Genomic DNA, 11,986 nt, shown 5'->3' with positions numbered 1-11,986 from the left:
AGCTGACACGTCTAACTCTTTACAATGAAGACAGAACACTGCGACTGGCGTGTATACGAGAGGCGTCAGCGAGAGGAGACATGTCATGCATCAATCGAACATCGCTCACTTGAAAAAAGAGGTTGCTCCCTTTGAGCAGACGAATCTTAAGCTGAGCATCAGACAGATCATCAACACGCTGGTGCCCTATATTCTGCTTTGGTACGCAGCCTATCTCAGTCTTTCGGTATCCTACTGGCTCACCCTGCCAATCCTCGTTGTCGCGAGTGGTTTTTTGATTCGTACTTTTATCATTTTTCATGACTGCTGCCATCAATCCTTTTTCCAAAATCGCTTGGCTAATGATATTCTCGGCACGATTACGGGTGTGCTGACGCATGTTCCTTATGAGCAATGGAAAAATGCCCATTCAATCCATCATGCCACCAGCAGCAACCTCGACAAGCGAGGCGTGGGGGACATCTGGATTCTGACTGTCAATGAATACGAGGCAGCGCCGCTGTGGCTCCGCCTTGCTTATCGGATCTATCGAAATCCTATCGTCATGTTTGGCCTTGGCCCGATCTATGTATTTTTGCTGCAATACCGCTTCAATCGCAAAGGGGCAAGACGAAAAGAACGCCTCAATACGTATTTGACCAACCTGTTGATCGCTGGTTTTTATGCCGTCATGGTTTGGGCGGTCGGGTGGCAGACCTTCCTGCTGATTCAAGGCCCGATTTTTTATCTCTCCGGATTGTTCGGCATCTGGCTGTTTTATGTACAGCATCAGTTCGAGGATTCGTATTTCGAGAATGAAGAGGAATGGAGCTACGTCAAGGCGGCAGTAGAGGGAAGCTCATTCTATCAGCTGCCCAAGCCGCTGCAATGGATTACAGGCAATATTGGCTTCCATCATGTGCACCATCTCAGCCCGAAGGTTCCCAACTACCATCTGGAAAAAGCGCATGAGTCCACGCCACCGCTCCAGCATGCTACAACGATTACGCTGAAGACAAGCTTGAAGTCGCTGCAATTTCGCCTGTGGGATGAAGAAAACAAAACGTTTGTCAGTTTTCGTTCGCGAAAGCGTCATCCTCGCCGTGTCGACCATGCGAAGGAAGTTATTCGCACAGGTCAGGCGTATATGGAAGGAAAATAACCCCCCACGAGCAGTCCGATTCGTATACACTTACCTTATCGGCATGTAAAGGTGGAATCGTATGCAAAAGTGGTACCAGATCTTTCATAAAAGCACTGGGCTAAGTCCGTATGTGTGGGTTGTCTTCCTGATCCTGCCTTTCTACTTTATTTTTCGCTCTTCCTCCACGTATGAAGTGGTGTTTGGGATCTGCATGATTCTGGGGTTTTTCATCTGCTACGTTTTCTCTTTTTTATCCAAGGGATGGCAGATGTACTTTTGGACGAGTCTGCAGATCGTTATTTCGATCACGATGACATTATTGTTCGGCTATGTATACTTTGCTTTGTTCCTCGCCTTTTTTATCGGCAATATCCAGAACAAAGTTGGCTTCTTTACGCTCTACACGATCCACCTGATCAGCTCTGTCGTATCGATCAACATGGGGTTCATCACCAAAAACTCGGATATTATCACCCAGCTGCCATTTGTCCTGGTGAATCTCATTGCGGTCATCCTTTTGCCCGTCACCACGTACAACCGGAACAAGCGGGAGCAGTTGGAAGGCCAGCTGGAGCACGCGAACAAGCGAATCTCGGAGCTGGTCAAGCTGGAGGAAAGACAGCGCATTGCGCGCGATCTGCATGATACGCTTGGGCAGAAGCTTTCCCTGATCGGCCTGAAAAGCGATCTGGCTGCCAAGCTGATCAACAAAAACCCGCAGCAGGCTCAGACAGAGCTGCGTGAAATCCGGCAGACCGCCCGAATTGCCTTGAAAGAGGTGCGGGAGATGGTGACGGAAATGCGCGGAACCCGCTTGGAGGATGAAATTCTCCGAATCAGACAGATTTTCCATGCGGCGCAAATTTCGTTTAAGCTGGAAGGCGAGACCAATCGGACGAACATCTCCCTGATCGTGGAGAATGTCGTCAGCATGTGCCTGAAGGAAGCCGTGACCAATATCATCAAGCACAGCCAGGCTACGGAGTGCCGTATCGAAATCCAGCCTTCACGTACGGAGTTGACGGTAAGGGTGCAGGATAACGGTGTTGGCTTTACGGAGGAGACAGTGTACGGAAAAGGCAATGGCCTGCGCGGAATGCGGGAGCGGCTGGAGTTCGTAAATGGCACGATGGAGATAATAGCGGATGAGGGTACGACCCTTGTAATCAAGGTGCCAAGCGTTCTGAAGAAACCGGAGAAGGAGGTGGGGGGATGATACGAATCGTCATTGCAGAGGATCAGCGTATGCTATTGGGCGCATTGGCTTCCCTGATCGATCTGGAGGAAGACATGCAGGTGGTCGGCAAGGCAAGCAATGGAGAGGATGCTGTCAAGCTGGTGCAGCTCCACCAGCCCGATATTTGCATTATGGATATTGAGATGCCGGTCAAAAGCGGATTGGAAGCCGCTGAAGAGTTGCGCGGATCCGGCTGCAAAGTGATGATCCTGACCACTTTTGCCCGTCCGGGGTACTTTGAACGCGCGCTCAAGGCAGGCGCGCACGGCTATCTCTTGAAGGACAGCCCCAGCGAGGAGCTGGCCAGCTCGATTCGCAGCATCATGGCAGGACGGCGCATCTACGCACCGGAGCTGATCGATGAAGCCTACGGCCAGGAAAATCCGCTGACAGAGCGGGAGAAAGAAGTCCTTCTTCTGATGGCGGACGGCAAAAACACCAAGGAGATCGCCAGCGAACTGTTCCTGACGACGGGCACAGTGCGAAATTACATCTCCGTCATCCTCGACAAGCTCGATGTAAGCAACCGAATTGAAGCAATCATGCGATTCAAGGAAAAAGGCTGGTTTAAATAGCCTTTTTTTTCTTTGTCTGCTTGCTCTTTCTTATTTCCGGCAGAGGCGTCAAAAATCATGTATACTACATACAGGAAAACCTGTTAAGCGAATGAAGAGGAGAAAGGCGGAGAAGAAATGAAGGTAGCGATCGCACAGCTCACTTCCACTTTAGATAAAGAGCAGAATTTGCAAAAGGCACTCGCGTATGTAGCCAAGGCGAAAGCAGCAGGAGCGGATATGGTGCTGTTTCCCGAGATGTACAGCGCCGCAGCTACACCGAAGTCAGGTGTTCGTCCGTCAGACGTGGCGGAACCATTGGACGGACCTTTTGTTTCGGCACTGGGTGAAGCAGCCCGTGAGCACGCCATCTATGTGATCTGCGGCGTGTTTGAGACAATCGCGGGAGATCAGGACCGCGCGTACAATACGACTGTCTTTTTCAATCGATCCGGAGAATTGATCCATACGTACCGCAAGACACATCTCTATGATGCGTTTTCGTATATCGAGTCTGACTTCATAGCGGCGGGAGAGTCGCCGTATCAGGTCGTGGATACAGAATTTGGAAAAATCGGGCTAATCGTCTGCTACGAGGTGCGTTTTCCGGAAATCGCCCGCCAATTCGCCTTGCAGGGCGCCGATGTCCTATTGGTCCCGGCTGGCTGGGTAGCAGGGGCGATGAAAGAGGATCATTGGGAGACATTGGTTCGCACTCGTGCAATCGAAAACACCATGTTCGTCTGTGCAGCGGATCAGGTGGGCAATATTTTTGCCGGGCGCAGCATGATCGTGGACCCGATGGGGGTAGTTGTGGCGAGCGCAGGAGAAGAAGAGACCCTCCTGGTGGCCGAAATCGATCTGGAGCGCATCCAGCGGGTACGCCAGAAACTGCCGAGTGTAGCAAACAGGCGGCCTGAGCTGTATACGCGCTAAAAACGAAAATGGGCCCTCCGGCGACGGTTCTTCCCTTCATGTGGGGGACTGTCGCCTTTTTGCTGCTCGATTTTTAGGCGGCCAGGCATGAACGTTTTTACCGCCATACCATATGATGCTAGCAAAACAGGATTCGAATCTTGTTTTTGCAAGCGCTATCATCATACGTGAAGGGAAGGATGATCGTATGTATTGGATTGTTGGCGGATTGGTAGGGCTGGTTGTCTGGTGGGGCATGAACATGCTGATGACGGGAAAAGCGGGAGGAACAGGATGGCTGGCGACCTTGATCGTCGCCCTGCTGGGAAGCTGGCTGGGAGATCTGATCCTGGGCGATTGGCTGTGGATGCTGGCCGGATTCAATGTGATTGCCGGTGCGATCGGAGCCGTTGTGTTGACGTGGCTGTGGAATATGATCGCCAAACAGTTGAAGTGACGAGAGAAAGGTTTGGATGAAAACAGGCTGCATCCACGTGACAGAAGTCTATCGTGGGTGCAGCCTGTTTTTGGTTTGGTTGTCCTTTAGGAAATAAGGGTGACCAAGAAAAGCTGGTCGAGGAAAAAGGGAAAAGAGCGGAAGGCACTTGGGATCTTGACCAAGCTGGAGCGGAAAAGGCGGAACACGCTCTCAGCAGCCAACCCTGAACCACTTCTTCGAAGCGGCTGCTTTTGGCCGCGGTTCCGCCTTTGGAGTGGAAGCGGCCAGGAATGACCCCCAGCAATGATCCCAACCCGCCTGAAGCGTTTTCCCTTTTTCCTCCCCTCCATTACAGCTGGTGGACCACTATTTCAAGCTATCTCACCACAGAAGCATACTTGAAGTACGCGCCGCCGAGCGGGAAGATGATGAAATCTTTCACATGGTCATTTTTCACATATGGATTGCCGCGGAAGTTGATCGGCGCCAAGGGCATTTCCTCCATCAGGATGGTTTCAGCCTCGAGCAGGATTTGCTTGCGTTTTTCCAGGTCTGGCTCGGTATAGCTTTGGTCGATCAATTCCTTGAACTTCGGATTCTCCCAATCCGGGTGGTTGTTGCCGCCCTTTTGCTCACGGAACATCTCCAGGAAGTTGATCGGGTCGTTGAAGTCCGCTCCCCATTGGAATCGGATCATGTCGAAATTGCCTTGCGAACGCATATCCCGGTACACTTTCAATTCTGCCGTGTACAGCTTCACATCCACGCCCAGGTTGCGCTTCCATTGGTCCTGCAGGGCTTCCGCCACTTTTTTGTTCATATCGGTCGAATCAAAGGTGTAGGTAACGCTCGGGAAGCTGGTCAATCCCAGCTCCTTCATTCCTTCTTCGAGCAGTTGTTTGGCTTTTGCTGGATCTTCCTTAAAATAGCCTTCTGGTTTCAGGCCCATCGAATCGGGAACCCATCCGTACGCAGCGGGCACGCCAGTCTGCAGGATGTTGTCGATGATCGTCTGACGATCAATGGCGTAGGCGAATGCTTGTCTGATTTTCTTGTTGTTGAACGGCGGTTTCTGCGTATTGAAGACGACGGACTGCGTCCCTGGATTGCTGGCAACCATCAGTTTCCCTTCGTTCTTCAGATAGGGGATGGCGTCTGGCGGCAGGGTGGAGGCTGGATAGCCGCCCCAGTCGATGTCGCCGTTTTCAAACATGGAAAACGCGGTGTTGTTGTCATCGATCATGGCGACTTCCAAGCGGTCCAGTTTGACGTTGTCTTTATCCCAGTAGTTGTCATTTTTCTCGAAAACAATTTTTTGCTTATGCTCCCATTCTTTCATGATGAACGGGCCGTTTCCCACGATTGTCGCAGCCTCATCCGCCCATTTCGGGTTGGATTCGACTGTTTTTTGATGCAGGGGGAAGAGGGTCGGGAAGAAGGTCAGCTCCCGGAAAAACGGCGTAGGAGACTTCAGTGTGAACTCCAGCGTGTAGTCATCCAGGGCTTTTACCCCGACATCATCTGCACTGCCCTTTCCCGTATTGAATTCCTCTCCTCCTTTAATGTAGTAAAGCTGATAGGCGTACTCGGAGGCCGTTTTAGGGTCCAGGTTGCGTTTGATCGCGTATACGAAGTCATGAGCCGTGAGCGGATCGCCATTGCTCCATTTGGCATCTTTGCGGATTTTGAACGTAAACTGCGTGAAATCGGGCGAGTTGGTAAAGCTTTCAGCTGTTGCATTGACCAGTTCTCCGTTTACATCGTAACTCGTCAATCCCTCAAAGGCTGCGTAAATCATATCGAACGAGTCAGCGTCGACGGCGATCCCGGGATCAAGGGACGGCGGTTCACTGTTGATGCTCCAGCGCAGAACCATAGGCTCTCCATTGTTGCTGGCTTGTTCGGCTTGCGGTGATTCATTCGATTGCGTGGCGCTCTGTGAAGAAGCACATCCGGTCAGTACCCCAAAGAGCAAAGTTAGACCAGTAAGTAAGGCGAATGCTTTTTTCATGGTGTTCTCCCCCCTGTAAAATCTCTCTTCTATACATGTAAGGATATTTCTTTTAGTTTAGTAAAGTCAAACAAAATTATGTTTGAAAGTGAAATGAAAGAAGCTCCCCGTACAGAGGAGCTTCTGGAGCCAAAGCATCTTATTGTCCGATGATGATGCGTTCCTTGGGATGATGGTAACGTACCATCCGATCGTTGCGTTTGAGGAAGAGCAGGACGTTGATAATCCCGATCCGGCCGATCATCATGGTAATGATGAGAATCAGTTTGCCTGGAGTGCTCAGCTCCGGGGTGATGCCGGTAGACAAGCCTGTCGTCCCGAAGGCGGAGCAAACCTCGAACAAGACGTGCTGGAAGGGCATATCCTCCATCCAGACCATCAGAATTACGAACGTGAAGACCAGAAAAATGGCGACGAAGAACACGAGAAACGAGCGCATAATATCCTCTTCTACCAATTCCCTGCCGAACACCTTCACATCCTTGTAGCCGCGCATATGATTGATTACCGCTGCGACCATGACGAAAAAGGTCGTCGTCCGAATACCGCCCCCGACACTGCTCGGAGAAGCCCCGATGAACATCAGACCGGCCAGCATCAGGAGAGCGGGAGAGGAGAGGTGGCTAATCTCCAGCGTAGACAGACCTCCGCTGCGCGAAGAGATGGAATGGAAGAGCGAATAGAATAAAGTTTCATGCCAGCTCATGCCCGCAAACAGCTTGGTTCGCTCAAATAGGTAAAGAAAGATGGCACCGATAGCGACGAGTGAGAAGAAAGTAACCGTCGTGACTTTGGTAAAGAGGGAGAAGGTAAAACGCATCTTCGCCCGTCGATAGGAAAAGTAATTGTAAACCTCCATCAATACAGGAAAGCCGATTGCGCCGCAAATGATCAAAAGCATGACAATGGATTGGTAGATGTAGTCATGCGAGAAGTCGAGCATGGAGTTGCCATGCAGATCAAAGCCCGCGTTGGTGAAGGAGCTGACCGATGCGAAGAAGCCATGGTAATACGCGGAGTACCAATTGCTGTAGTATCCGCTGAGCAAAAAGTGAGTGCCCAACAGGATGGTTCCCACCAATTCGATCAACAGGGCAAGCACGAGAATGTTGCGCATCAGATTGACCAGGCCAGCCAAAGTCGAACGATTGTGGTCTGTCGCAATCCAGATCCGTTGCTCCAGGCCGATCTTGTGCCCCATCAGCAGCCAGAAAAAGGTGCCCAGTGTCATAATCCCGATGCCGCCCACCTGAAAGAGCAGCGTCAGATACAGAATGCCCCAGTCGTTGAAAATCTCGTGGATGGTGATGGCGGAAAGGCCCGTCACACTAATAGCGCTGGTCGCTGTAAACATGGCGTCGATAAAGGATATGGTGGCGCCAGGGTTATGAAAGATGGGGAGGTACAAGAGAACGCTGGACAAAAGAATTAATCCGACATAGAAAAAGACGATGATCTGAACCGAGGTCAGCCGACGTTTTTGGTAGGAAGAAGATAACAAGGACAAGCCCCCCGAACACGTTTACTAATAACGGTAATCATACCGAAAAAGAAGGCTGCAAGCAAAACTTTTTGGTCGGGGGCTGTCTGATTTTTACACAATCCAGAAAAAAATCACGGCAGCGAGCACAATCCGATAGAGGGCAAAGGGCACAAGCTTGATTCGATTGATCAGCCGCAGGAAGAAACGGATCGCGAGCCAAGCGAAAAGAAAGGCGCTGATAAAGCCGACGACAAAAAACGGCAAAGCTTCGATCGTGATGTATTGCCAGTTTTTTAACAGGGACAAAAAGCTGGCGCCGGCCATGATCGGAACAGCCATAATAAACGTAAAGTCGGATGCGGCGCGGTGATTCAGCCCCAGCAGCACACCGCCGGAAATGGTAGAACCGGAGCGGGAAAAGCCCGGCCACAAGGCGATGCATTGAAACAGTCCGATTATCAGCGCTTGTCTGTGGGTGATTTGGTCGACAGAGACCACTTTGGGCCTGGCGGGACGAAACCAGTCCGCAGCGATCATCAAAAGGGCCCCGGCAACAAGCCCGATCAAGACGGTATGTACGGAAAAGAGGTATTCGTCGATATAGTCGTTAAACAATACGCCCAAGACACCCGCGGGAATAAGACCGACCAGAACCTGGGACAGACGAAGCTTTTCCCTGGTATTGCCGTTGTCAGAGGGAAGCTTTTTTAAGCCTAGCAGGCTCAGGAAGCGATCTTTGAAAATGATGACTGCGGCTATGATGGAGCCGAGCTGGATTACGACTTTGAACGTATTGGCTACATGCGGAGAAAACAATGCGCTGGAATGAAGCAGCGTGTCGTCGACAATAATCATGTGTCCTGTAGATGAAACGGGGGCAAATTCGGTCAGTCCTTCTACAAGTCCCAACACGAATGCCACGAAAATCTCCCAAAGATTCATGAACTCTCACCTTTCTGCCTAGATCGCAGGTTGATTTTGATAGGTAGACGTTGTCCATATTCACTTTAATACAAATAAACGTAAATAGGTACCCTTTCTCCGTGTCGATTTCCCGGGAAAAGTACGATTGATCTGACAGAAAAAAAGACAGGATGGAGGAGAAAAAGCTCCATCCTGTCTTTTTTTCGCAGCGTACTACGTGGAGGGCGATAACGTTCGAGGCTGGTAATTCAGGTTTTTCTGCAGCTCGTTTAACTCCTTGGCTGTGAGATCCCGCCATTGTCCCAGCTTCAATCCGTCCAAATGAATGTTCATGATGCGAATGCGCTCCAATTTCCGAACTTGATAGCCAAAGGCCGCACACATCCGTCTGATCTGTCTATTCAGCCCTTGGGTCAGGATGATGCGGAAGACGCGTTCGCTAATCTTCGTCACGGTGCAAGGCTTGGTGATGGTGCCGAGGATGCGCACGCCGCTGGACATTCCTTGCAAAAAAGCGGGGGTAATCGGCTTGTCCACTGTGACGATGTACTCTTTATCATGGTTATTTTCCGCACGCAGGATTTTATTGACAATATCGCCATCGTTCGTCAACAGAATCAAGCCTTGGGAATCCTTGTCCAGCCTGCCGATCGGGAAAATTCGCTCGGGATGATTGACAAAATCGATGATGTTTCCTTTTACATGGAGCTCTGTCGTGCAGGTGATTCCGACAGGCTTGTTCAAGGCGATGTAAACTGCCTTTTTTTTCGTACTGATGGGCTTTCCATCGACACGGACATCATCGCCCTCGGAGACAGTGCTTCCCAGCTGAGCGATGACGCCATTGATCGTCACCCGCTTGGCTTCGATCCATTTATCCGATTCTCTTCTCGAACAAATGCCTGATTCACTGATGTATTTGTTAATTCGCATGCGCAAAATCCTTTCTTTACGATTGCAGCTTCTCGAGGAGTATCTTCCGCCATGGTTCTGCCAGTTCCGCTACTCCCAGCATTCGCTCGATGGTGGAGCGAAGCGGGTTTTTCTCATGAAAGTAGAGGTGGTGGATGGAGGCGACAGTCACTTTGGCAGGATGGGCAGACAAAAGCGTGATTGTCGAGGACGGAACGATTGTCCCAGGTTGCAGCACACGGAAAAAATACCCCGTATTGCCGGTCTCCACTACTTTTTTCAGCAATTGATTGTTGTTGTTGCGCTTGTTGATCGTGGCGCAAGGATAACGCCCCTGTGAAACCTGGAGGACAGCGTCCCCGATTTGAAAGATGTCTCCGATGCACACCTGTTCTTCCGTCATATTGCTTGCACTAATATTTTCGCCAAAAGCAGAAATCGGCAACGGCTGTCCAAAAACTTTCTCCCAGTGGGCATAATGTTCAAAAGGATACAGGCAGACAACGCGGTCCGGACCGCCGTGATATGCGGGATTTGCCACTTGATCCGCTTCGATTTGCTGTTCTTGGACAAGCAATTCATCGGCTTGTGTCTTCCAAATGCCAGATCGAAATACGGCCCCGTTATATAGGTTGTCCTTCGGGGTGCCTTTACAGATATACATGAGTTGTCGATCCATCTCCATCATTTCGCAATCTCCCGTCTCGTTTATTGATTTCATTACTATATCACAGGAGTGTGGGTGTCGAGAATCAGGGTTTTGCGATGATTTCTTCCGACAAAAAAGACACCTGTGGGAGGTTCTGGTATGATAATGGAAAGAAAGCTACAGGAGGCTTACTCACATGCAATCATCAGGCGTGGTATTGCACACTGATAAATATCAAATCAACATGATGTATGCGCACTGGATCAATGGGACGCATAATCGCAAGGCTGTGTTTGAGGCGTTTTTTCGCAAGCTCCCTTTCGGCAACGGATATGCAGTCTACGCAGGTCTGGAGCGAATTGTGGCCTATATCCAGAATCTGCGCTTTGAAGAAAGCGATCTGGTTTATCTGAGCGAACAGGAGGAGAACTACGATCCTGCTTTTTTGGAGGAGCTGCGTCAGTTCCGCTTCACAGGCTCGCTCTATTCGGTCAAGGAAGGAACGCTGGTGTTCCCGAATGAACCGCTGATCCGCGTGGAAGGGCGCATGCTGGAAGCGCAATTGGTGGAGACGGCCCTGCTCAACTATATGAATTACCAGACGCTGATCGCCACGAAAGCATCGCGAATCAAGCAGATCGCAGGCAATGACGTGCTGATGGAATTCGGGACGCGCCGGGCACAGGAGGCAGATGCAGCGCTTTGGGGAACACGCGCCGCTTATCTGGCAGGATTTGATGCGACCTCCAATATGCTGGCTGGGAAAATGTTTGGCATTCCGACAAAAGGGACGCATGCGCATTCGTGGGTTCAAAGCCATGACAGCGAGGAGCTTGCGTTCGAGCGTTTTGCAGAGGCCTTGCCGGGACAGGTGACCTTGCTGGTGGATACGTATGATACCTTGAAAAGCGGGGTCCCTCATGCCATCGAGCTGGGCAAAAAACTGCAGCAGCAGGGTAAGAAATTGGCTGCGGTCCGGCTGGACAGCGGAGATTTGGCCTATCTGTCGATCAAGACGCGCGAAATGCTGGATAAAGCGGGCCTGGAGGACGTGCAAATCGTCGCTTCCAATGATCTGGATGAGCATACGATTCTCAACCTGAAGGTACAGGGAGCGCGAATCGACAGCTGGGGGGTCGGCACGCAGCTGATCACCGCGGCAGACCAGCCGACGCTGGGCGGAGTCTACAAGCTGGTCGCGCGCGAAGGGGAAGACGGGAGCTATTTGCCGACGATCAAAATATCGGGGAATCCGGAAAAAGTAACCACACCGGGGATCAAAGAAATGTATCGGCTGATTGATCCTGCTACGGGAAAAGCGGTCGCCGACTATCTGTGCTACCCGGAAGAGCAGCAGGTTCTCAAAAACGAACCGATCGAGCTGATCAACCCAAGCCACCCCTATCTGAACAAAAAAGTAACGAACTATCGGGCAGAGCCGCTGTTGACGCCTGTTTTTGTGGAAGGCGAGCTGGTGTATGAACTGCCGACTCTCGAGGAAATCCGCGCTTATCATCGCGAGCAATTGGGCTTGTTCTGGCCCGAATACCTGCGCATGCTCAACCCTGAGCACTACCGTCTGCACATCAGCGAGCTGATGTGGACGACCAAGACCCAGTTAATGAAAGCGTACTTGTATAAATAAGGAAGCTTCGCCTTTCGGTCAACCATATAATCGTTGAACGAAAGGCGATTTTTTGGAGAAAAGATAAATAAATGTTAAATTAGGTCTTGAAAGT

The 11,986-nt window shown here is 50.8% G+C and carries 11 protein-coding genes; 6 read left to right on the top strand and 5 right to left on the bottom strand.

Translation table 11 applies throughout. From position 1 onward, the window contains the following. Window positions 1-85 precede the first annotated feature (85 nt). The 5 genes from desA to EDM58_RS11955 all read left to right on the top strand — a co-directional run bounded on the left by desA (window position 86) and on the right by EDM58_RS11955 (window position 4,286). Complete coding sequence (gene desA, locus EDM58_RS11975; RefSeq protein WP_122913551.1) at window positions 86-1,141, top strand: Delta(5) desaturase DesA; 1,056 nt, start codon at window positions 86-88, stop codon at window positions 1,139-1,141. A 61-nt stretch (window positions 1,142-1,202) separates the two neighbouring features. After that, a complete protein-coding gene (locus EDM58_RS11970) occupies window positions 1,203-2,339 on the top strand; it encodes a sensor histidine kinase (protein WP_122913550.1) in 1,137 nt (378 codons plus the stop codon). Next, window positions 2,336-2,935, top strand: a complete 600-nt coding sequence (locus tag EDM58_RS11965) for a response regulator transcription factor (protein WP_122913549.1) — start codon at window positions 2,336-2,338, stop codon at window positions 2,933-2,935. The genes EDM58_RS11970 and EDM58_RS11965 overlap by 4 nt, the downstream gene beginning before the upstream one ends. A 117-nt stretch (window positions 2,936-3,052) precedes the next feature. Next, window positions 3,053-3,850, top strand: coding sequence for a carbon-nitrogen hydrolase family protein (locus EDM58_RS11960; RefSeq protein WP_023556363.1), 798 nt, complete (start codon window positions 3,053-3,055; stop codon window positions 3,848-3,850). Between the two features lie 187 nt (window positions 3,851-4,037). Then, window positions 4,038-4,286 carry a GlsB/YeaQ/YmgE family stress response membrane protein gene (locus tag EDM58_RS11955; protein WP_031305625.1) on the top strand — a complete coding sequence of 83 codons (249 nt, stop codon included), beginning with the start codon at window positions 4,038-4,040 and terminating at the stop codon, window positions 4,284-4,286. 358 nt (window positions 4,287-4,644) lie between these two features. Here EDM58_RS11955 and EDM58_RS11950 read toward each other — a convergent pair whose 3' ends face one another. The 5 genes from EDM58_RS11950 to EDM58_RS11930 form a co-directional block, all read right to left on the bottom strand. Further along, entirely contained in the window at window positions 4,645-6,279 is a 1,635-nt protein-coding gene (locus EDM58_RS11950) for a peptide ABC transporter substrate-binding protein (RefSeq protein ID WP_122913548.1), read from the bottom strand. A 139-nt stretch (window positions 6,280-6,418) separates the two neighbouring features. Then, window positions 6,419-7,780: a TrkH family potassium uptake protein gene (locus EDM58_RS11945; protein ID WP_122913547.1), complete on the bottom strand. Its 1,362-nt coding sequence runs from the start codon at window positions 7,778-7,780 to the stop codon at window positions 6,419-6,421. A gap of 93 nt (window positions 7,781-7,873) precedes the next feature. Further along, window positions 7,874-8,704, bottom strand: a complete 831-nt coding sequence (locus tag EDM58_RS11940) for an undecaprenyl-diphosphate phosphatase (RefSeq protein WP_122913546.1) — start codon at window positions 8,702-8,704, stop codon at window positions 7,874-7,876. Between the two features lie 195 nt (window positions 8,705-8,899). Continuing rightward, a complete protein-coding gene (rluF, locus tag EDM58_RS11935; RefSeq protein ID WP_122913545.1) occupies window positions 8,900-9,619 on the bottom strand; it encodes a 23S rRNA pseudouridine(2604) synthase RluF in 720 nt (239 codons plus the stop codon). Between the two features lie 16 nt (window positions 9,620-9,635). After that, window positions 9,636-10,286 (bottom strand): MOSC domain-containing protein, encoded by a 651-nt coding sequence (locus EDM58_RS11930; protein ID WP_246000693.1) that lies wholly within the window; start codon window positions 10,284-10,286, stop codon window positions 9,636-9,638. Between the two features lie 157 nt (window positions 10,287-10,443). Between EDM58_RS11930 and EDM58_RS11925 the strand changes: the two genes are divergently transcribed. Next, window positions 10,444-11,892, top strand: coding sequence for a nicotinate phosphoribosyltransferase (locus tag EDM58_RS11925; protein ID WP_122913544.1), 1,449 nt, complete (start codon window positions 10,444-10,446; stop codon window positions 11,890-11,892). Window positions 11,893-11,986: the final 94 nt, after the last annotated feature.

The sequence above is a fragment of the Brevibacillus panacihumi genome, from assembly GCF_003710985.1.
Lineage (GTDB): Bacteria > Bacillota > Bacilli > Brevibacillales > Brevibacillaceae > Brevibacillus > Brevibacillus panacihumi.
The sequence above is the reverse complement of the archived record's forward strand: the minus strand, read 5'-3'. Positions and strand labels throughout refer to the sequence as shown.